Source organism: Rhodovulum sp. DZ06 (assembly GCF_050586345.1).
Classification (GTDB): Bacteria; Pseudomonadota; Alphaproteobacteria; order Rhodobacterales; family Rhodobacteraceae; genus JBOCEF01.
Genome location: NZ_JBOCEF010000001.1, coordinates 83,215 through 102,790, shown reverse-complemented (window position 1 = coordinate 102,790; position 19,576 = coordinate 83,215). Strand labels below are relative to the sequence as shown.

The window sequence follows — 19,576 nt, the reverse complement described above, 5'->3', positions numbered from 1 at the left end:
ACGCAAGAACGCGGCCGGGAGGGAAACACGGGGTCCCGGCCGGGACAAGGCGGGCCGCCGGTCGCCCGGACCGGGCGGCTCAGCGGCAGGGACCGGGCGGATCGGCGCGCCCCGTGGTCCAGCGAGTCGCCCCGCAGCGGGTGCAGCGCCACGCGCGGAACGACTGGTCGTCGAGGTCCGGCTTCGCCCGCCACCGGCAGGGGCCGGACGCGACGTGCAGGGCCTGGCGGCTGCGGCGCGGGCCGCGGCGCAGTTTCTCGCGGTCCACCTGGACCAACTGGAACCGCGAGCGGATGAAGACGATCCCCAGCACGGCGACGATCACGATCAGCGCGATGGCCACCAGCTGCAGGTCTTCCAATGGAAGATCCGCCTGGAGCCGCATGACCAGCGACGGCTGCGGCGGCGTTTCGGTATGCAATGCTCGGTCCTCCCTGAACGGAAGGCTCCCCCCTTGCGCACAAGGTTACCGAAATAAGAATCCGAGTCAATAATTTTGGTTAACCGAACATGAACGGCGCCGCAGCATGGGCCCGGGCCGCCCCGGGACCGGGCCGCGCGGGCCCGGCCCGGCCCGGTCCCGGAACTCCGCGGCGCGGCGCGCGATCACGCCTCCGGCTGGCCCTGCTTGTGGCGCAGCAGCGCCATCAGCCGCCGGTCGCGCCAGGCCTGCCTTGCGCCGAGTTCCGCGCGCGGCAGCGCCGCCGCACGGTCCGGCGCCACCCGCGCCCGCACCGTCTCGGCCCAGTCGGCGCGATGCGCGGCCGAGGCGTGGATGTCGCGATACATCCCGTCGAATCGCGCGGCGTAATCCTCGACCCCGCCGGGCGCGTTCAGGTCGATGGTCTCGAACGGGCCCATGAAGGCCCAGCGCAGGCCGAGCCCGTCGCGGATGCCGCGGTCCACGTCCTCGGGCGAGGCCACCCCGTCGGCCACGAGGCGGAACGCCTCCTCCAGCAGCGCGCCCTGCAGGCGGTTCATCACGAAGCCCTCGATCTCGCGCTGCATCAGGATCGGCGACTGGCCGATCCCCTCCATGACCGCGGCGACGCGGGCGGCGGCCTCGGGGTCGGTCCAGGGGGCGGGCACGATCTCCACCGCCGGGACCAGGTAGGGCGGGTTGATCGGGTGCGCGACCATGCAGCGGGCGCGGCCCGCCAGCCCCTCGGTGAAGCGCGAGGCGGGGATGGCCGAGGTCGAGGAAGCCAGCGTCGCCCCGGCGGGCGCCGCCGCGTCCATCCTGGCCCAGAGGTCGAGCTTCACCTCGAGCCGCTCGGGCGCGTTCTCCTGCACGTGGCAGGCCTCGGCCAGCGCCTCCTCCAGCGTGGCGGCGGGGCGCACCCGGGCGGCGACGGCGGCGGGGTCCTGGCCGCGCAACAGGCCTTCCTCGGCGAGGCCCGAGAGCAGCGGCGGCAGCAGGTCGATCGCCCCTTGCGCCGCGCCCTCGGCCGGGTCCCACAGCGCCACGTTCCAGCCGCCGCGGGCGAAGGCGATGGCCCAGGCGCGGCCGATCAGGCCGGCGCCGACGAGCGCGACGCGGCGGGGCGCGGAGCCGGGCGTGTTTTCGGGCGTGGTCTTGGGCGTGGGTTCGGGGGCGGTCATGGGCGTCTCTCCTCCGGCTGCGGCCGGGCGATCTGCGCCGCCCCGGCGAAGCGCAGAGGATGCCGCGGCGGGCCGCCGCCGGGAAGCCCCCGCAAGCGGCGGCGTCAAAGCGCAATTACCGCGGCGGCGCCCGACGCAACATGGCGAGCCCGCGCGAAGCCGTGCAGAATTTCCCCACAAGCCCACAGAAACGGGACGAATAAAGTGTCAATTCCCACGCGTCATTTCACCCGCCTGCCCAACGGCGCCATGGTCCTTTCCGAACACGCCCCCCAGTTCCAGCGCATCGCCCTGGCGGCGACCGTGCTGGCCGGCAGCGTGCACGAGCCGCCCGAGAAAGCCGGCCTCGCCCATGTCCTCGAACACGTGATCTTCCGCGGCGGCCCCACCCTGCCCACCCGCAAGGTGCAGGAGGAGATCCAGGAGCTCGGCGGCGCCGTCAACGGCCGCACCCACATGGACCGCACCAGCTACACCGCCACCGTGCTGCGCGAGGATGCGGGCCGCGCGCTCGACCTCTTCGCCGGGATCCTGCGCGATCCGGCCCTGTCGGCGGACGACCTCGAGCTGGAGAAATCCATCGTCGGCGACGAGGATTGCCGCGGCTGCTGGGGCTGCACGATGCAGGAGGCGTATTACGCCACCGCCTATCCCGACCAGCGCCTGTCCCTGCCCACCATGGGCTACGAGGAGACGGTGGAGGCCCTGACCGCCGCGGACCTCGCCGCCTTCCACGAGGAACGTTATGTCGGCGCCAACATGGTGGTGGCGATCTGCGGCGACCTGGAGCACGACGCGGCGGTGGAGATGGTCGCCGCCCGCTTCGGCGACATGGAGGAAGGCGCGGCCAGCGCGGCGCCCGACTTCACCTATGCCGGGGGCGAGACGCATCTCGCCGACCGCTCGGACAACAGCGCGCTGTGGATCGGCTTCGACGCGACGCACCTGTCGCTGCCGGAACTCTGGGCGCTCGACATGTTCATGGACATGCTCGGCGGCGGCGGCCAGTCGGCGCTGATGCAGGAGCTGCGCGAGAAGCGCGGCCTCGTCTACAGCGCCGGGGCGGCGCTCGACACCGTGGTGCGGCGGGAAAGCGCCCGGATCCACCTCTCGGGCGCATCGCAGAAGATCGGGGAGATCAGCGCCGTGGCGCTCGACCTGCTGGGCGAGATGGCGGCGCGGGTGGACCCGGACGTCCTCGCCCGCACCATCCGCACCGACCTCGCGGCGCAGCGGATGCGGCTCGATTCGCTCGAGGCGCGGGTCGAGGACATGGCGACGGACATGAGCGACGTGGGCCGGGTCTCGGACCTCGCGGCGCGGTTCAAAGGGTATCGGGACCTGACCCCCGGGGCGGTGGAGGACGCGGCGCGCAAGATGCTGGCGACGCCGCCGACGCTGCTGCTGTCCGGCCCGCTGCGCGGGGCGCCGAAATTCGCCGACCTGCGGGCGCGGATCGGGCGAATCTCCGCCCCCGTCGCGGCCTGACGCATCTTCGGCGGCGGGGCGGAGACGCCCTGCCGCCCACGGCCATGCGGCGGGCGGACATGCGGAAACGCCGGGCGGGCCCGGGTCTGCATCAGCGAATTGTCGAGAGGGGGGGAAAGTGGTGCTGCCGGTGAGATTCGAACTCACGACCTCTCCCTTACCAAGGGAGTGCTCTACCCCTGAGCCACGGCAGCGACCTTTTGCGAAGCGCGTCGGCCTGTCGGCCTCGGCGTCGTGGGGGGCCTTTTAGCGGACCCGCCGGGGGATGCAAGAGAGAATTTTCCCCCGGGCGCAGATCGGTCGAAAAGCCCCGCGCGCGGCGGCCCCGCGCGCGCTGGACGCGCGCGCTTGACGGGCGCGCCTGGGGGGCGTGCTTGACGGGCGCGCCCGCGGGCGCGATGCAGGGGGCATGAGCGAGCAGACCGAGAAACAGAAGCGCGCCGCCGAGCGCGAGGCGAGACTGGCCGAGGCGCTGCGGGCGAATCTGCGCCGCCGCAAGGCGCAGAAGAAGGCCCGCAAGGCCGGGGACGACTCCGCGCCGCGGGACGGGGCCGCCGACGGCCCCGCGGACGAGGCCGGCTGAGCGCCCCGCCCCGCCCTGTCCGCGCGTGCGCCCCCTCCCCGCGCGCGCCCGCGCCTCGCACACCGCCGCGCCCATCCGCCCCGATCCGCGCCCCTTTCGCGCCACCACGCTGCGAAACCGCCGCGCCTGCGCCATTGAACCGCCCCGAGAACCCGGATACCTCCGATCCGCAGAGGATCCCGCGGCGCAACGACGCCCCGGGCGGCAGGACAGCACGAAGGACAAGGCCCATGGACAGCATCGCGATCCGCGGCGGCAAAGAGCTCAACGGACGCATCGCCGTCTCCGGCGCAAAGAACGCCTGCCTCGCGCTCATGCCCGCCGCCCTGCTGACGGAAGAGCCGCTGACGCTGACCAACGCGCCGCGCCTCGCCGACATCCGCACCATGACCGAGCTGCTGGGCAGCCTCGGGGCCGAGGTCGCCCCCCTCTCGCAGGGCCGCGTGCTCGCCATCGGCGCCGCGCGGGTGTCCAACCACACAGCCCATTACGACATCGTGCGCAAGATGCGCGCCTCGATCCTCGTGCTCGGCCCGCTGCTGGCCCGCGACGGGCTGGCCAATGTCTCGCTCCCCGGCGGCTGCGCCATCGGCGCCCGCCCCGTCGACCTGCACCTGCAGGGGCTCGAGGCGCTGGGCGCCGAGCTGGAGCTGCGCGACGGCTATGTCCACGCCAAGTCCCAGGGCCGCCTGCGCGGCGCCAAGATCGACCTGCCCGTCCCCTCGGTCGGCGCCACCGAGAACATCCTCACCGCCGCCACCCTCGCCCGCGGCGCCACGGTCCTGAACAACGCGGCGCGCGAGCCCGAGATCGTCGACCTCGCCCGCTGCCTGCGGGCCATGGGCGCGCAGATCGAGGGCGAGGGCACGTCTCGCATCGAGATCCAGGGCGTCGAGACCCTGCACGGCGCCACCCACCGGGTGATCGCCGACCGGATCGAGCTCGGCACCTACATGCTCGCCCCCGCCATCGCCGGCGGCGAGGTGGAGCTGGTGGGCGGCGACCGCGCCTCGGTCGCCTCGCTGGTCGAGCAGCTGGAGAAGGCGGATGTCGACGTCGACGACACCGAGGACGGCATCAAGGTGCGTCGCCGCAACGGCCGCGTCGGCGCGCTGAACGTGGTGACCGAGCCCTATCCGGGCTTCCCCACCGACCTGCAGGCGCAGCTGATGGCGATGCTCTGCACCGCGCAGGGCCAGTCGGTGCTGGAGGAGCGGATCTTCGAGAACCGCTTCATGCACGCGCCCGAGCTGATGCGCATGGGCGCGCGGATCGACGTGCATGGCGGCACCGCCAAGATCCAGGGCGTGGAGCGCCTGCGCGGCGCGCCGGTGATGGCCACCGACCTGCGCGCCTCCGTCTCGCTGATCCTCGCCGGCCTGGCGGCGGAGGGCGAGACGCTGGTCTCCCGCGTCTATCACCTCGACCGCGGTTATGAATCCGTCGAAGAGAAGCTCGGCGCCTGCGGCGCGGATATCGAGCGGGTGAACGCCGGGGGCTGACGGCCGGTGGACGGGGCGTGACGCCGGAGGCGCGGATCGTCGCGGGCGCCGCGATCATCGCCGTCGCCGCGCTCGGCGCCCTGTGGGACTACGGGTTCCCCTCCGCCTGCGTGCGGATGCCGAACGGGCTGAACCTCGGCAAGGCGGCGCTGCTGGACCTGCGCGGCGGGCTCGTGACCAACCACGCGGTGAAGTTCGACGACGGGCGGCTTCTGCTGACCGGCGGCGCATGGCCGCTCCTGGTCACTGAAACGACCGTTCATGGACGCTCCGAACCCGGCCCGCCCGTCGCCTTCGCGTGGCGCGCGGATGCGGGCCTCGTGCTGCGGCGGGACGATCCCGCCCTCTACGCCCGCCTTGTCGCCGAGGCCGGGCCACGCATCGACGGGCGCATCGGGGGCGGCTTCGACGAGGCCATCGTCTTCATGACCATGCGCGAGGCGCCCGAATACGCCGGGCAGACCTGCCGCACCCGCTGGATCGCGTGGTGACGCCCCCGCGACCCTCCCGGACCTTGCCGCGGCGCCCCCCGCGCGCCTAGATGTCACCCGACGCCGCCAACAGCCCCCGGAGGGACGCCGCCCCATGCCGCAGGACGCCAGCTTCCACGATGCCGACGAGAAACCCGTCCGCCTCCTCGCCCAGTCGGCCGAGGACCTGGAGGTCGTCTCCTCGCTGCTGCAGGACGCCGTCGCCACCGCCGGGGACGTCGCCTGGCTGAAGGGGCGACGCCGCTTCGCGCTGCTGCTCGGCCGCTTCCGGTGGGAGGACAAGGACCGCGCCGCCGCCGCCGGCCGCCCGTTCGAGCGGGTGCGCGCGGTGCTGAGCGTCGACCAGGCCACCGCCGTGCGCGCCGCGGGCGTGGACCCGGCCGAGAAGGACGCGGTGCTGTCGATCCTGTCGCTGTCCTGGGACGGCGCGGAGGATCCCGAGGACCCGTCCGGCACGCTGCGCATCACCCTCGCCGGCGATGGCGAGATCGCGGTGGAGGCCGAATACCTGGACCTGCGGCTCGAGGACGTCACCCGCCCCTACGCCGCCCCCTCGGGCAAGGCGCCGACCCACGACGCCTGACGCGCGCCCTCGGCGCGACGCTTGTGGCGCGCCTTCGGCGCGACGCCTGGGGCCGCGGCGCCCCCCCTGCGGAGCGGACGCGCCCCGGCCTTCAGGCCGCCGCAGGCCCCGCCGCGCACCGCGCGCATCCGGGGAACGCCGCGCCCCTGCCCCCCGCGCCGCGCCGCCCTGTCGCGCCGCCCGCGCGCGCCCTGCGCCTTGAGAACCCGCGCCCCCGCGCCTATCACGGTCCCCAGGACCGTCTCCGCCCCGAGACCAATCCCCAAAGGGAAAGCCAAGCGATGCCCGTCACCCTGCGCACCGACGCCGCCGATTTCGAAGCCCGCCTGGCGGAGCTGCTCGGGGCCAAGCGCGAAAGCGCGCCCGACGTGGACGAGGCCGTCGCCGCCATCATCGCCGACGTCCAGGCCCGCGGCGACGTCGCGGTGGCCGAGCTGACCGCGAAATTCGACCGCCTGCCCATCGGCCCGGCCGAGCTGCGCGTCCCGGACGATGAGATCGACGCCGCCGTGGCCGAGGTCCCGCTCGAGGAAATGCAGGCGCTCGAGCTCGCCGCCGCGCGCATCGACGCCTATCACCGCCGCCAGGTTCCCCATGACGAACGCTGGACCGATGACGCCGGGGCCGAGCTCGGCTGGCGCTGGACCGCCATCGACGCCGCGGGGCTCTACGTGCCCGGCGGGCTCGCCTCCTACCCGTCCTCGGTGCTGATGAACGCGATCCCGGCCAAGGTGGCGGGGGTGCGGCGGCTTGCCATGTGCGCGCCGACCCCGGACGGCAAGGCCAACCCGCTGGTCTACGCCGCCGCCCGCGTGGCCGGGGTGGACGAGATCTACCGCATCGGCGGCGCCCAGGCGATCGCCGCCATGGCCTACGGCACCGCCTCGATCGCCCCGGTCGACAAGATCGCCGGGCCGGGCAACGCCTTCGTCGCCGCCGCCAAGCGCCGCGTCTTCGGGACCGTGGGCATCGACATGATCGCCGGCCCGTCGGAGATCCTGGTGATCGCCGACGCCGGCCAGAACCCCGACTGGATCGCCGTCGACCTGCTCTCGCAGGCCGAGCATGACGAGAGCGCGCAGTCGATCCTGGTCACCCCCGACATGGGCCTCGCGCAGGCGGTGGCCGAGGCGGTGGAGCGGCGGCTCGAGACCCTCGGGCGGCGCGCCATCGCCGGGCCGTCCTGGCGCGACAACGGCGCCATCATCATCACCCGCGACCTCAAGGAAGCGGCCGCCATCTCTGACCGCTTCGCGCCCGAGCACCTGGAGCTCTGCGTCGAGGACCCCGAGGGCCTGTGCAGCCTGATCCGCCACGCCGGCGCGATCTTCCTCGGCGCCTACACGCCCGAGGCCATCGGCGACTATATCGGCGGGCCGAACCACGTGCTGCCCACCGCCCGCTCGGCGCGATTCTCCTCCGGGCTGTCGGTCCTGGACTTCATGAAACGCACCACCCTGGCCAGGATGACCCCCGGCGCGCTGGCGGCCATCGGCCCCGCGGCGGTGACCCTGGCCACGAGCGAGAGCCTCGAGGCGCACGGCCTCTCGGTCTCGGCCCGCCTGGAAACCCTGAACGAGGGGATGGACGAATGACCGGACCGGCCCAGTACGACAACGACCCGCCCGCGAGCGACCGCATCGGGGCGATCCATCTCGACGAAACCGGCATGGCCCCGCCGACGCCCGAGATCGCGCAGGAACGCCAGGTCGCCATCTACGACCTGCTGGAGCAGAACCGCTTCGCCCTGCCCCACCCGGACTCGCCCGACGGGCCCTATTCGCTGACCCTCGCGATCAAGGACCGGCGGCTGGTGTTCTCCTCCGAGACGATGGACGGCGCCCCGGCGGGCGAATTCCACCTGTCGCTGTCCCCGTTCCGGCAGATCATCAAGGACTACTTCTCGATCTGCGAGAGCTACTACGACGCGGTGAAGAAGCTGCCGCCGAGCCAGATCGAGGCCATCGACATGGGGCGCCGCGGCATCCATGACGAGGGCTCGCGGCTGCTGATGGAGCGGCTGGAGGGCAAGGTGCAGACCGACCTCGCCACCGCGCGGCGGCTGTTCACCCTGATCTGCGTCCTGCATTTCACCGGCTGAGCGGCCCATGCCGGAGATCCCCCAGTCGGTGCTGTTCTGCTGCGACCACAACGCGGTGCGCAGCCCGATGGCCGAGGGGATCCTGAAGAAGATGCATGGCGGCCGGGTCTGGGTGCAGTCCGCCGGGCTGCGCCATGACCTCGAGATCGACGGGTTCGCGGTCGCCGTCTGCGCCGAGATCGGCGTGGACCTGGAACGCCACCAGGCCCGTTCGTTCGAGGAGATGGAGGCCTGGGGCGACCAGATCGACGGCTATGACCTGATCGTGTCGATGTCCCCGGCCAGCCACCGCCGGGCGCTGGAGCTGACCCGCTGGTATTCGATCGAGATCGAGTACTGGCCCACGCTCGACCCCACCGGCATCGGCGAGACGCGGGAGCGCAAGCTCGACGCCTATCGCCAGACGCGGGACCAGATCCTCGAGCGCATCCGCAACCGTTTCCACAGGTTCTGAACGCGCCCCTCCCCCGTTCGGGGGAGGCGGATGCTTTTGCGGCGCCGCATCATCGGTCAACCTTATGGGCGAGTCGCCTGCCCCGAAAAACCCGTTCGCGGTCGCTTCCGGCCGCGAATCCGGTCGAAACTCCGCGCGGGACCTTTGCTGCATCGCGGTCGTCGGCATTGCCCCGGGACGCCGACGGCCATAGTGTCGCCATGTTTCCCGTCGCGTACACATCCGAAGGACAGCCCCCGATGTCCCGCTTCTCCGCTTCCGTCTCGCGCCGCCTGATGCTCGGCGGCCTGGCCTCGCTGCCCCTCGCCGCCGCCCTGCGCGGGCTGCCCGCCGCCGCCGCCGTGCGCCCCGATGCGGACGCCGCGCTGGTGGCGATCTCGGACCTGCATTCGTGCTACGGCGCGCTTCCGGCGCTGGTGAGGGCGGTCAAGGACGTGCGCGCCTCGCTGCGCGGGCGGCCCATGGCGATCCTGGTGAACGGCGACGTGTTCGACCGCTCCGACGCCGTGGCGCTGCGCTCGGCCGGGATGGTGGACTGGGCGGCGATGGGCGTGCTCGCCTCGATCGCCCCCGTGGTGCTGAACATCGGCGACCAGGAGGTGGCGCTGCGCGACGACCTCGCGACCGTGGTCGCCGGGGCGCACCGGATCGGGGTGACGGTGGTCGGCAACGTGGTGGACAAGCGGACCGGGGATTTCTTCGCCCCGATCTCCACCCGGCTCGAGCTGGGCGGGAACACAGTCGGCATCCTCGGGCTGTCGCCGCAGGACCCGGACCTGTGGCGGGCCGGGGCGCGCGACGCCATCGCCACGCTGGACCCGGTCGGCTTCGCGGGCAGCGCGGGCTACGCGGCCTTCGCGGGCGTGGACATGCCGCTGGTGCTGTCCCACGCAGGCCTCGCCGCCGACAAGAAGATCTTCCCGGCCCTGCCCCCGGGCGCGGTGCTGGTCGGCGGGCATGACCATCTCGACTTCCAGCACCATGACGGCGACCGGCTGATGGTCCACCCGGGCTGCTACGGCGAATCGCTCTCGGTCATCTCGCTGAAATTCGGCGCCGCGCCCTCGGCCTCGGCCGAGCGGGTGGAGATCCGCCCCGGCGGGGACGAGGACATGGCGGTGAGCGCGCTGGTGGATTCGGCGCGCCTCGCCTACCTGAGCGGCCCGGCGCAGGAGGCGATCGCCGAGCTCCCCGAGGCCCGCACCCGCGCCGAGGGCGCGCTGCTGGCCGCCGACGCGCTGCGCAGCGCCTCGGGGGCCGACCTCGCGCTGATCGACCACGTGGGCCTCGGCTCGGCCCTGCCCGGCGGCACGCTGCGCCGCTACGACCTCGACAAGTTCATGCGCCGCGACGCGCCCGTGGTCACCGCCGAGGTGTCGGGCGAGGCGCTGGGACGGATCCTGGCGCGCGCCAACCAGCACGAGGCGCAGGGCCTCGAGGGGCGCACGGGCGATTTCGTCCACGCCCCCGTCATCGCGCCCGACCCGGCGGCGACCTACCGGCTGGCGATGGGCGAATGGGTGGCCGCGCGCTCGGCCGAATACCTCGCCGCCCCCGGGCTGTCCTTCGCGCCGACCGAGGGGCTGACCCTGCGCGGCGCGGTCGAGGCGCGCCTGCGCTCCGCCTGATCCCCCGCCCCGCCCCACCCCGCCCCGCCGCGGCGCCCCGCCGCGACGCCCGTTCCCCGCCCGCCGCATCCCCCGATGCGGCGGGCGGGCCGCATTCGGGCCCCGCGCGGCGCCGCGCGATGCGCGTTCCCCTTGCCTTCCGATGCGCAGCGGTCCATACCGCATCGCGAGAATCCGCCGCCTTCCCGCGGCAGGCCCGTTTTTGCGCGTCATCCCGTCGATGCGCCCCGCGGGTCATCCCAGTCACGACGCGAGACCGAGGACCACATGGCCAAGGAAGAAACCCTCGAATTCCCCGGCGTCGTTGTCGAGCTTCTGCCCAACGCGACCTTCCGGGTGAAGCTCGAGAACGGCCATGAGATCATCGCCCACACCGCCGGCAAGATGCGCAAGAACCGCATCCGCGTGCTGGCGGGCGACAAGGTCCAGGTGGAAATGACCCCCTACGACCTGACCAAGGGCCGCATCACCTACCGCTTCAAGTAAGCGGGCCCGCCCGGCGCGCCCCCCATGTCCCAGCGGCTGTCCATGCGGCTGATCCTCGGCTCCGCCTCGCCCCGGCGGCGCGACCTGCTCGCGCAGATCGGGGTGATCCCGGACGAGGTGCGCCCGGCCGATATCGACGAGACGCCGGGCAAGGACGAACTCCCCCGCCGCTATGCCGAGAGGCTGGCGGCGGAGAAGGGCGCGGCGCTGGCCGCGCACGACCCCGACGCCCTGATCCTGACCGCCGACACGGTGGTCGCCGCCGGGCGCCGGATCCTCGACAAGCCCGCCGATGAAGACGAAGCGCGCGCCTGCCTCGCGCTTCTGTCGGGCCGCCGCCACCGGGTCATCACCGCCGTGGGCCTGCGCCTGGGGGGCAAGACCTGGGCGCGGCGGGTCGAAACCCAGGTGCGCTTCAAGCGCCTCTCGGACGCCGAGATCGCGGGCTACATCGCCTCGGGCGAATGGCGCGGCAAGGCGGGCGGCTACGCCATCCAGGGCCTCGGCGCCGCCTTCGTGCCCGCCATCAACGGCAGCTACACCAATGTCGTCGGCCTGCCGCTGGCCGAGACCGCCGCGCTGCTCGACGGCGCCGGCTGGCGCCGCGACATGGCCTCCGCCGCCGCCTGATCCCGGGCGCGGCGCATCGCGGGACGCCCCCGGGCCCCCGCCGCAATCCAGGTGAGAGACGCGCCATGAAGGGACGCATCGTTCTTCTGCTCGAAGAAGGCCACGGCCTGCCGACCATGGCCGCGCTGCTCGACGACGGGAAGCTGACCGACATCCTCGTGGACTGGCCCGAGGACGACCCCACGCCCCGCCCCGGCGCCGTCCACCGCGCCCGCATCACGCGGCTGATGCCCGGGATGGGGGCCGCGTTCCTCGACCTCGGGGACGGGACCGAGGGCTTCATGAAGGGCGCCGCCGCCAAGGGCTGGAAGGCCGGCGACACGCTGCTGGCGCAGGTCTCCCGCGTGGCCGAGCCGGGCAAGGCCGTCCCCTGCAACGACGAGCCGCTGTTCAAGGGCCGCTACGCCATCCTCACCCCCCATGCGCCGGGCATCAACGTCGCCCGCAAGATCCGGGACGAGGACGAGCGCGCGCGCCTGAAGGCCGCCACCGAGGCGGCGCTGGAAGAACTCGGCCTGCTGGCGGCCGAGCAGGCCGAGAGCGCCGACGCCCCCGGCGTCATCATCCGCACCGGCGCCGAGGGCGCCCCGCTCGAGGCCATCGAGGACGACGTGCGCCAGCTGGCGGAGCTTCACGCCGCCGCCCTCGCCGCCCCGAAGGACGAGATCGGCGAGGTGGTCGCCGCCGCCTCGGCCGAGGTGCAGGCCTGGCGCGACTGGACCGACCCGTACCCGGAGCATGTCGAATCGGGCGGCCCGGACCTGTTCGAGCATTTCGGCGTCTGGGACGCCATCGAGGCGCTGCGCTCCCCGCGCGTCGACCTCGGCGAAGGCGGCGCGTGGATGAGCGTCGAGCCGACCAGCGCCCTCGTCGCCGTCGACGTCAACACCGGCGGCGCCACCAGCCCCGCCGCGGGCCTGCGCGCCAACCTCGCCGCCGCCGCCGCCCTGCCGACGCAGCTGCGCCTGCGCGGCCTCGGCGGGCAGATCGTGCTGGACGTCGCCCCGATGGGCAAACGCGACCGGCCGAAATTCGAGAGCGCGCTGAAGAAGGCGCTGCGGGCCGACCCGATCGAGACGACCTTCGTGGGCTGGACCCCGCTGGGCAATGCCGAGCTGCTGCGCAAGCGCGAACGCCGCCCCCTGCGCGCGCTGCTGCGCGGCCCCCTGCCCGGCTGAGCGCCCGCCCCGAAGCGCCCCAGGAGGACCGACCATGCCCTGTCCGATGTGCAAGGCCCCGACGGACGCGAAATACCGCCCGTTCTGCTCGCGCCGCTGCGCCGATCTCGACCTGTCGCGCTGGCTGCGCGGCAGCTACCGGATCGAGACGGAGGAGCCCGCCGAGGACGCCGACTGGACCCGGCGCGAGGGCGGGACCGAGGACTGACGCGCCGCCGCCGGGGACGCGCGCGGATCGGCCCCGAACGGGCGATTTGCGGCGGTTTTCCGGTGGTTTCGGGGGGCCTTGCGGGGCCGCCGCCGCCCCCTGCGGCGGCAGGGCGCAGAGGGGTTTCGGGGCCGGGTGAAAAAAAGCGCGCGGACCCTCTGGACAGCCCCCCGCGCATCTCTTAAACACCCCTCCAGTCGCAGAGACGGCGACCGGTCGCCCGGGTAGCTCAGTTGGTAGAGCAGCGGATTGAAAATCCGCGTGTCGGTGGTTCGAATCCGCCCCCGGGCACCACTTCCCCCCAGAAGAACAGATCTGATCCGCCCCAGGTTCATCGCGACCTGCAGGGCGGTTTCGCGCGTTCCCCCGCCGCCGCGCCGCGCCGCGGCGGCCGCCGGGGACCGAAGCCCCCGGCGACCGCCTCATGCCCCGCGCGGCCTCACTCCGCCACGCAGTCGGCGAAATAGGCGATCTTGCCGTCCTCGCCCTCCTCCTGCACCAGGCCGTGGATGTCGGTCTCGAATCCCGGGCAGGCGCGGGCGAATTCGCGGTTGAACTTCAGGTAGTCGACGATCTTGGCGTTGAACGCCTCGCCCGGGATCAGCAGCGGGATGCCCGGCGGATAGGGCGTCACCAGCGAGGTGGTGATCCGCCCCTCCAGCTCGTCGATCGGCACCCGCTCGGTCTTGCGCCGGGCGATGCAGGCATAGGCGTCCGAGGGCTTCATCGCCGGGCGCAGGTCGCTCAGGTAGATCTCGGTCGACAGCCGCGCCACGTCGTGCCGGGCATAGAGCGAGTGGACGTGCTGGCACAGGTCCCGCAGGCCGAACTTCTCGTAGCGCGGCTGCTTCTGGCAGAACTCCGGCATCGTGCGCCACAGCGGCTGGTTCTTGGCGTAGTCGTCCTTGAACTGCTGCAGCGCGGCCAGCAGCGTGTTCCAGCGGCCCTTGGTGATGCCGATGGTGAACATGATGAAGAAGGAATAGAGGCCGGTCTTCTCGACCACCACGCCGTGCTCGGCCAGGTACTTGGACACGATCGAGGCGGGGATGCCCGACTCCTCGAACCGCCCGTCGATGTTCAGCCCCGGGGTGATGATCGTGGTCTTGATGGGGTCGAGCATGTTGAACCCCGGCGCCATGTCGCCGAAGCCGTGCCAGCTGTCCTCGCCGGACCGCTCCACCCCCTCGGCGTCGGTGCGCTTCAGGATCCAGTCCTTCGCCTCGCCGATCCCCTCTTCCTCGGGCGCGTCGGGGCCCCAGACCTGGAACCACCACTCGTCCTCGCCGAACTCCTCGTCGACCTTCTGCATGGCGCGGCGGAAATCCATCGCCTCGGCCAGGCTCTCCTCGACCAGCGCGGTGCCGCCCGGCGGCTCCATCATCGCCGCGGCCACGTCGCAGCTGGCGATGATGGAATATTGCGGGCTGGTCGAGGTGTGCATCAGGTACGCCTCGTTGAACAGGTGGCGGTCCAGCTTGCGCTCGGTCGCGTCCTGCACCAGCACGTGGCTGGCCTGGCTGATCCCGGCCAGCAGCTTGTGCACCGACTGGGTGGCGTAGGTGATGGATTTCGCCGTCCGCTCGCGCTTGCGGCCCATGGCGTGATAGGCGCCGTAGAACGGGTGGAAGGCGGCGTGGGGCAGCCAGGCCTCGTCGAAATGCAGGTTCTCGATCTCGCCGTCCAGCGACTGCTTGATGACCTCGGTGTTGTAGAGCACCCCGTCATAGGTCGACTGGGTGAGGGTCATGATCCGCGGAGTCACCGCGTCGGCGTCGATATCGGCGCAGAGCGGGTTGGCGCGGATCTTGGCGCGGATGCTCTCGATGTCGAACTCGGACCGCGGGATCGGGCCGATGATGCCGAAATGGTTGCGGGTCGGCTTCAGGAACACCGGGATGGCGCCGATCATGATGATCGAGTGCAGGATCGACTTGTGGCAGTTGCGGTCGACCACCACCACGTCGCCGGGGGCCACCGCGTGGTGCCAGACCATCTTGTTGGAGGTGCTGGTGCCGTTGGTGACGAAGAAGCAGTGGTCGGAGTTGAAGATCCGCGCGGCGTTCCGTTCCGACGCGCCGATGGCGCCGTTGTGGTCCAGCAGCTGGCCCAGCTCCTCGACCGCGTTGCACACGTCGGCGCGCAGCATGTTCTCGCCGTAGAACTGGTGGTACATCTGCCCGATGGGGGACTTGAGGAACGCCACGCCCCCCGAATGCCCCGGGCAGTGCCACGAATAGGACCCGTCCTCGGCGTAATCCAGAAGCTCCTTGAAGAAGGGCGGCTGGATGCCTTCCAGGTAGATCTTCGCCTCGCGGATGATGTGGCGGGCGACGAATTCGGGCGTGTCCTCGAAGGCGTGGATGAAGCCGTGCAGCTCGCGCAGGATGTCGTTGGGCAGGTGCCGCGAGGTCTTCGTCTCGCCATAGACATAGATCGGCACGTCGGCGTTCTTCCAGCGCACCTCCTCGATGAAGTGGCGCAGGTTCAGCACCGCGGGGTCGAGGTCGGGCCCGGGCGAGAACTCCTCGTCGTCGATCGACAGCACGAAGGCGCTGGCGCGGCTCTGCTGCTGGGCGAACTGCGACAGGTCCCCGTAACTGGTGACCCCGAGCACCTCGAACCCTTCCTTCTCGATGGCCCCGGCCATCGCGCGGATGCCGAGGCCGGAGGAATTCTCGGACCGGAAGTCTTCATCGATGATGACGATGGGGAAGCGGAATTTCACGAAGCTCTCCTGTCGGAGCGCGGGCCGGGCGGGCATGCCCGGGCGCCGTCCGCGCCCCGTGGCGCCGCCGCGAGGGGCCGCGGCGTGTGACGCGTCATTGTCCGCCCCGCCCGCATCAGGTCAAGCCCCGCGGCGCCGCCCGCGCGGCCCGCCGCCGGCCCAAAGAAGGGGCCGATGCAAAGCGGGGCGCGGCCGGGCTCTGCCCGGGATGGATGACCAATTTTTCGACTTCACTGCGGATTTGGCGCCCTCAGTTCAGGCATTCTCAAGAAATTGCCCAAATTCACCCCCTGCGCATTGACTCGCCCCTGCTCCTCCCGGTCTGCTGCACCGCACCAGACCCAAGGGGGGGAGCCCGACGCGTGGAGCTGCGCTTCTTCGAAATCTACCGAAGCCCGGAATATCTCGGCCTGCTGGCCGAGGGCGCGGCGATGAGCGCGGGGCTGACCGCCCTCTCCGGCCTCCTCGGCTTCGTCTGCGCGCTCGGCCTGTCGCTGTCGCGCCATGCCCGCATCCCCGTCCTGCGCCATGTCGCGGCGGTCTACGTGGAGGTGGTGCGCAACACGCCGCTGATCGTGCAGCTGTTCTTCGTCGCCTTCGGCCTGCCCATGCTCCTCGGCTACCAGTGGCCGTTCTGGGCCCACGCGGTGCTGGCGCTGACCCTCAACTTCTCGGCCTATTTCGCCGAGATCCTGCGCGCCGGATACCAGGGCGTGGACAAGGGCCAGCTTGAGGCCGCCGAGGCGCTGGGCGTGCGCCGGGGCGTGATCTTCACGCGCATCGTGCTGCCGCAGGCGGTGGCGCGGATGTTCCCGTCGCTGGGCTCGCAGTTCATCTTCCTGTTCCTGACCACGGCCGTGATCTCGGAGATCGGGGTGCGGGACCTGACCAATGCGGGGCTGTTCATCGACAGCCGCACCTTCCGGTCCTTCGAGGTCTTCATCACCCTCACCATCCTCTACATCGCCATCTCGCTGGCCTTCAAAGGGCTGATGGCCTGGGCCGAATCCCGCCTGTTCCGGTGGAAGGAGGCGCGATGAAGGACATGCTCGTCGCCGCCCTCGGCAAGCCCGAGGGGATCGTGCTGTTCCAGCTGCTGGATGCGACCCAGTTCACCATCTACCTGTCGCTGATCGCCTTCGCGGGCGGCGGCGCCATCGGCGCGCTGATCGCCTTCCTGCGGATCCTGCCCGGCCGCCTGCCCCGCCGCTTCGCCCTCGCCTGGATCTGGCTGTTCCAGTCGACGCCGCTGCTGATGCTGCTGTTCCTGTCGGGCCTCGGCGCCCCGCGGCTGCTGGGGGTGGAGGTCGACCCCTGGACCGCCGCCTCCGTGTCGCTGACCATCTACACCTCGGCCTACCTCGCCGATGTCTGGCGCGGCGCCATCGAGTCCGTCGGCCAGGGCCAGTGGGAAGGCGCCCGCGCCCTCGGCCTCGGCTTCGGCAAGACCCTGGGCAAGGTGATCCTGCCCCAGGCGGCGCGCGTCTCGCTCGCCCCCACCGTCGGCTTCATGGTGCAGATCATCAAGGGCACTTCGCTGGCCTATATCATCGGCTTCCACGACCTGATGGCCATCGGCAAGCGCTGGGCCAACGCGCCGGTGGACGGGACCGAGCCCTTCGTCGTCTTCCCCGTCATGGCCCTCATCTATTTCTGCCTGTGCTTCCCGCTCTCGCGTCTCGCGGCGCACCTGGAGCGCAAGCTGGGCGCCCCGTCGAAAACAGGAGCCGCGCAGGCGGCCGCATGACCCCGACAGAGGAGAGAACCCCATGAAATCCATCAAGATGCTCGCCGCCGCCGCGCTGATGGCGCTGCCGGTTCCCGCCATGGCGGACCTGTCCGACATCCTCGAGGCCGGCGTGGTCAAGATCGGCGTGCCCGAGAGCTTCGCGCCCTTCGGCAGCCTCGGCGACGAGGGCGAGCATGTCGGCTACGACGTCGACGTCGCCAAGCTTGTGGCCGAGAATCTCGGGGTCGAGCTGGAGCTGGTCCCGGTGGTGTCGAAACAGCGCATCCCGTTCCTCGAGACCGACCGCGTGGACCTGGTGATCTCGGTCATGGGCGCCAACCCGGAACGCGCCAAGTCGATCTGGTTCTCGGCCGCCTACGCGCCGTTCTTCTCGGGCGCCTTCGCCGCCGCGGACATGGAGATCGGCGCCCCCGAGGACCTCGTGGGCAAGAAGGTCGGCCTGACCGGCGGCACCCTGGAAGACCTGGAGCTGACCAAGATGGCCCCCGAGGGCGTCGAGATCGTGCGCTTCGGCGACAACGCCGCCACCCTCTCGGCCTTCACCTCGGGCCAGGTCGACGTGCTCGTCTCGGGCAACACCGCGGCGGCCGAGATCGCGGCGAAGATGCCGGATATCGGCCTCGAGACCAAGTTCGTGATCAAGGAATCCCCCGCCTTCATCGGCGTGAAGAAGGGCGATTTCGACCTGCTGCAGTGGGTGAACGTCTTCATCCTGCACAAGAAGCTGGGTGGCGAGCTCGACGCCATCTCCCAGAAATGGCTGGGCCAGAAGCTGCCGCCGCTGCCGACCTTCTGATCCCCCCGGGGACGCCGCCGCGGGGGCGGGGCGCCTCGCTCCCGCCCCGCCCCCGTCGCGCTTCAGACGCCCGTTCCCGTCCGGGGGACGGGCGTTTCTCATCCGCGCGCCTGCGCCGCAACAGCGTGAGCGGGGCGTCAACCCAATCGAAATCCCTCGGCCTCAAAAAGACCCCGACTGCACCTTGAGAGGAAGGGGAGAGGCATGATTCGAGGAATCGCGATGGCGGCCGCCGCGGCGGCGCTGGCCTTCGGAATGGGACCCACGGGCGCGAAGGCCGAACCGGGCGTGACCCCGGACGCGGTGGCCTTCGCCCAGGTGGCGGCGCTGGAAGGCCCGGCGGGCGCGCTCGGGACCGGCATGCGCGCCGGCATCCTCGCCGCGTTCGAGGAAGCGAACCGCGCCGGCGGCGTGCACGGGCGCAAGGTGACGCTCGACAGCTTCGACGACGGGTATGAGCCCGACCGCGCCGTGTCCGAGGTGAAGTCGCTGATCGACGGCGGCGCGCATTTCGGCCTGATCGGCGCGGTCGGCACCCCGACCTCCAAGGCCGCCCAGCCCGCCGCGACCGCCGCGGGCGTGCCCTTCATCGGGCCGTTCACCGGCGCCGGCTTCCTGCGCGACCCGGGCCTGAAGAACGTCTGGAACCTGCGCGCCACCTACGCGGCCGAGACCGAGGCCTGGATCAAGCACCTGGTGGATGAGAAGGGGATGAAGACCATCGCCATCCTCTACCAGGACGACGGGTTCGGGCGCGTCGGCCTCGCCGGCGTCACCGCGGCGCTTGAAAAGCGCGGCATGACCCTGGCGGCCGAGGGCACCTACACCCGCAACACCACGGCGGTGAAGTCGGCCCTGCTCGACATCCGCAAGGCCAAGCCCGAGGCGGTGGTGATGGTCGGCGCCTACAAGCCGATCGCGGCCTTCGTGAAGCTGGCCCGCCAGCTGAAGATGGACCCGACCTTCGTCAACATCTCCTTCGTCGGCAGCCGCGCCCTGTCGGATGAGCTCGGCCCCGACGGCGCCGGCGTGATCATCAGCCAGGTGGTGCCGTTCCCGTGGAACGACGCCCTGCCGGTTGTGGCCGCCTACCAGGCCGCGATGAAGGCCGTGGACGCGGGCGCGCAGCCCAACTTCGTGACCCTCGAGGGCTATCTCGTCGGCCGCATGGCCCTCGCCGCGCTCGAGGCCGCGGGCCCCGAGCCGACCCGCGCGGCCTATCTCGCCGCCTTCGAAGGGCTCGGCGCGCTCGATTTCGGCGGCGTGACCGCCAGCTTCGGGCCGGGCGACAACCAGGGCCTCGACGACGTCTTCCTGACCCGCATGGACGGCGCCGGCGGCTTCGAACAGGTCGGCTCCGGCTCCTGA

At 71.8% G+C, this 19,576-nt stretch carries 20 protein-coding genes and 2 tRNA genes; 18 read left to right on the top strand and 4 right to left on the bottom strand.

Annotated elements, in window-relative coordinates:
• Positions 1-79 precede the first annotated feature (79 nt).
• Together ACQ5SO_RS00410 and ACQ5SO_RS00405 are read right to left on the bottom strand one after the other, a co-directional pair.
• On the bottom strand, positions 80-421 hold the full coding sequence (locus ACQ5SO_RS00410) for a hypothetical protein (protein ID WP_430939580.1): 342 nt from the start codon (positions 419-421) through the stop codon (positions 80-82).
• Positions 422-606: 185 nt separating this feature from the next.
• Entirely contained in the window at positions 607-1,602 is a 996-nt protein-coding gene (locus tag ACQ5SO_RS00405; RefSeq protein ID WP_430939579.1) for a 3-hydroxyacyl-CoA dehydrogenase, read from the bottom strand.
• A gap of 204 nt (positions 1,603-1,806) precedes the next feature.
• On the opposite strand from ACQ5SO_RS00405, the gene ACQ5SO_RS00400 reads away from it, so the two are divergent.
• Positions 1,807-3,090 carry a M16 family metallopeptidase gene (locus tag ACQ5SO_RS00400; protein ID WP_430939578.1) on the top strand — a complete coding sequence of 428 codons (1,284 nt, stop codon included), beginning with the start codon at positions 1,807-1,809 and terminating at the stop codon, positions 3,088-3,090.
• Positions 3,091-3,209: 119 nt separating this feature from the next.
• Here ACQ5SO_RS00400 and ACQ5SO_RS00395 read toward each other — a convergent pair.
• Positions 3,210-3,284: transfer RNA gene (locus ACQ5SO_RS00395), tRNA-Thr, on the bottom strand.
• Between the two features lie 215 nt (positions 3,285-3,499).
• Between ACQ5SO_RS00395 and ACQ5SO_RS00390 the strand changes: the two genes are divergently transcribed.
• From ACQ5SO_RS00390 to ACQ5SO_RS00330, 13 genes are all read left to right on the top strand, one after another.
• Positions 3,500-3,673 (top strand): hypothetical protein, encoded by a 174-nt coding sequence (locus tag ACQ5SO_RS00390; RefSeq protein WP_430939577.1) that lies wholly within the window; start codon positions 3,500-3,502, stop codon positions 3,671-3,673.
• A 230-nt stretch (positions 3,674-3,903) separates the two neighbouring features.
• Positions 3,904-5,175 (top strand): UDP-N-acetylglucosamine 1-carboxyvinyltransferase, encoded by a 1,272-nt coding sequence (murA, locus tag ACQ5SO_RS00385; protein ID WP_430939576.1) that lies wholly within the window; start codon positions 3,904-3,906, stop codon positions 5,173-5,175.
• A 17-nt stretch (positions 5,176-5,192) separates the two neighbouring features.
• Positions 5,193-5,666: a hypothetical protein gene (locus ACQ5SO_RS00380; protein WP_430939575.1), complete on the top strand. Its 474-nt coding sequence runs from the start codon at positions 5,193-5,195 to the stop codon at positions 5,664-5,666.
• 94 nt (positions 5,667-5,760) lie between these two features.
• Positions 5,761-6,249 carry a DUF2948 family protein gene (locus ACQ5SO_RS00375; protein WP_430939574.1) on the top strand — a complete coding sequence of 163 codons (489 nt, stop codon included), beginning with the start codon at positions 5,761-5,763 and terminating at the stop codon, positions 6,247-6,249.
• Positions 6,250-6,530: 281 nt separating this feature from the next.
• The gene (gene hisD, locus ACQ5SO_RS00370; RefSeq protein ID WP_430939573.1) at positions 6,531-7,844 is read left to right on the top strand and encodes a histidinol dehydrogenase; all 1,314 of its coding nucleotides are present in this window, start codon (positions 6,531-6,533) and stop codon (positions 7,842-7,844) included.
• Positions 7,841-8,350 (top strand): UPF0262 family protein, encoded by a 510-nt coding sequence (locus ACQ5SO_RS00365; protein ID WP_430939572.1) that lies wholly within the window; start codon positions 7,841-7,843, stop codon positions 8,348-8,350. The genes hisD and ACQ5SO_RS00365 overlap by 4 nt, the downstream gene beginning before the upstream one ends.
• A gap of 7 nt (positions 8,351-8,357) precedes the next feature.
• Positions 8,358-8,804, top strand: a complete 447-nt coding sequence (locus ACQ5SO_RS00360; RefSeq protein ID WP_430939571.1) for a low molecular weight phosphatase family protein — start codon at positions 8,358-8,360, stop codon at positions 8,802-8,804.
• Positions 8,805-9,043: 239 nt separating this feature from the next.
• Positions 9,044-10,432, top strand: a complete 1,389-nt coding sequence (locus ACQ5SO_RS00355; RefSeq protein ID WP_430939570.1) for a metallophosphoesterase — start codon at positions 9,044-9,046, stop codon at positions 10,430-10,432.
• 267 nt (positions 10,433-10,699) lie between these two features.
• On the top strand, positions 10,700-10,918 hold the full coding sequence (gene infA, locus ACQ5SO_RS00350; protein ID WP_092679644.1) for a translation initiation factor IF-1: 219 nt from the start codon (positions 10,700-10,702) through the stop codon (positions 10,916-10,918).
• A gap of 42 nt (positions 10,919-10,960) precedes the next feature.
• Positions 10,961-11,548, top strand: a complete 588-nt coding sequence (locus tag ACQ5SO_RS00345) for a Maf family protein (protein WP_430939722.1) — start codon at positions 10,961-10,963, stop codon at positions 11,546-11,548.
• Between the two features lie 65 nt (positions 11,549-11,613).
• Complete coding sequence (locus ACQ5SO_RS00340) at positions 11,614-12,726, top strand: ribonuclease E/G (protein ID WP_430939569.1); 1,113 nt, start codon at positions 11,614-11,616, stop codon at positions 12,724-12,726.
• 34 nt (positions 12,727-12,760) lie between these two features.
• Entirely contained in the window at positions 12,761-12,934 is a 174-nt protein-coding gene (locus ACQ5SO_RS00335) for a DNA gyrase inhibitor YacG (RefSeq protein ID WP_430939568.1), read from the top strand.
• Positions 12,935-13,152: 218 nt separating this feature from the next.
• A tRNA-Phe gene (locus tag ACQ5SO_RS00330) sits at positions 13,153-13,228 on the top strand.
• Positions 13,229-13,373: 145 nt separating this feature from the next.
• Here the strand turns inward: ACQ5SO_RS00330 and ACQ5SO_RS00325 are convergent.
• Positions 13,374-15,662 carry an Orn/Lys/Arg decarboxylase N-terminal domain-containing protein gene (locus ACQ5SO_RS00325; protein WP_430939567.1) on the bottom strand — a complete coding sequence of 763 codons (2,289 nt, stop codon included), beginning with the start codon at positions 15,660-15,662 and terminating at the stop codon, positions 13,374-13,376.
• Positions 15,663-16,024: 362 nt separating this feature from the next.
• On the opposite strand from ACQ5SO_RS00325, the gene ACQ5SO_RS00320 reads away from it, so the two are divergent.
• The 4 genes from ACQ5SO_RS00320 (at position 16,025) to ACQ5SO_RS00305 (ending at position 19,576) form a co-directional block, all read left to right on the top strand.
• Entirely contained in the window at positions 16,025-16,702 is a 678-nt protein-coding gene (locus ACQ5SO_RS00320; protein WP_430939566.1) for an amino acid ABC transporter permease, read from the top strand.
• Complete coding sequence (locus ACQ5SO_RS00315) at positions 16,699-17,409, top strand: amino acid ABC transporter permease (RefSeq protein ID WP_430939565.1); 711 nt, start codon at positions 16,699-16,701, stop codon at positions 17,407-17,409. Before ACQ5SO_RS00320 ends, ACQ5SO_RS00315 begins: the two co-directional genes overlap by 4 nt.
• Before the next feature lie 22 nt (positions 17,410-17,431).
• Positions 17,432-18,208, top strand: coding sequence for a transporter substrate-binding domain-containing protein (locus ACQ5SO_RS00310; protein WP_430939564.1), 777 nt, complete (start codon positions 17,432-17,434; stop codon positions 18,206-18,208).
• A 204-nt stretch (positions 18,209-18,412) separates the two neighbouring features.
• Positions 18,413-19,576, top strand: coding sequence for an ABC transporter substrate-binding protein (locus ACQ5SO_RS00305; RefSeq protein ID WP_430939563.1), 1,164 nt, complete (start codon positions 18,413-18,415; stop codon positions 19,574-19,576).

Excerpts from the sequence above, each read along its gene's own strand:
- ACQ5SO_RS00305 (WP_430939563.1), top strand. The coding sequence starts at position 18,413 with ATGATTCGAGGAATCGCGATGGCGGCCGCCGCGGCGGCGCTGGCCTTC.
- ACQ5SO_RS00345 (WP_430939722.1), top strand. The coding sequence starts at position 10,961 with ATGCGGCTGATCCTCGGCTCCGCCTCGCCCCGGCGGCGCGACCTGCTC.
- ACQ5SO_RS00390 (WP_430939577.1), top strand. The coding sequence starts at position 3,500 with ATGAGCGAGCAGACCGAGAAACAGAAGCGCGCCGCCGAGCGCGAGGCG.
- ACQ5SO_RS00355 (WP_430939570.1), top strand. The coding sequence starts at position 9,044 with ATGTCCCGCTTCTCCGCTTCCGTCTCGCGCCGCCTGATGCTCGGCGGC.
- ACQ5SO_RS00375 (WP_430939574.1), top strand. The coding sequence starts at position 5,761 with ATGCCGCAGGACGCCAGCTTCCACGATGCCGACGAGAAACCCGTCCGC.
- ACQ5SO_RS00315 (WP_430939565.1), top strand. The coding sequence starts at position 16,699 with ATGAAGGACATGCTCGTCGCCGCCCTCGGCAAGCCCGAGGGGATCGTG.
- ACQ5SO_RS00360 (WP_430939571.1), top strand. The coding sequence starts at position 8,358 with ATGCCGGAGATCCCCCAGTCGGTGCTGTTCTGCTGCGACCACAACGCG.
- ACQ5SO_RS00405 (WP_430939579.1), bottom strand. The coding sequence starts at position 1,602 with ATGACCGCCCCCGAACCCACGCCCAAGACCACGCCCGAAAACACGCCC.
- ACQ5SO_RS00335 (WP_430939568.1), top strand. The coding sequence starts at position 12,761 with ATGCCCTGTCCGATGTGCAAGGCCCCGACGGACGCGAAATACCGCCCG.
- hisD (WP_430939573.1), top strand. The coding sequence starts at position 6,531 with ATGCCCGTCACCCTGCGCACCGACGCCGCCGATTTCGAAGCCCGCCTG.
- ACQ5SO_RS00340 (WP_430939569.1), top strand. The coding sequence starts at position 11,614 with ATGAAGGGACGCATCGTTCTTCTGCTCGAAGAAGGCCACGGCCTGCCG.
- murA (WP_430939576.1), top strand. The coding sequence starts at position 3,904 with ATGGACAGCATCGCGATCCGCGGCGGCAAAGAGCTCAACGGACGCATC.
- ACQ5SO_RS00310 (WP_430939564.1), top strand. The coding sequence starts at position 17,432 with ATGAAATCCATCAAGATGCTCGCCGCCGCCGCGCTGATGGCGCTGCCG.
- ACQ5SO_RS00365 (WP_430939572.1), top strand. The coding sequence starts at position 7,841 with ATGACCGGACCGGCCCAGTACGACAACGACCCGCCCGCGAGCGACCGC.
- infA (WP_092679644.1), top strand. The coding sequence starts at position 10,700 with ATGGCCAAGGAAGAAACCCTCGAATTCCCCGGCGTCGTTGTCGAGCTT.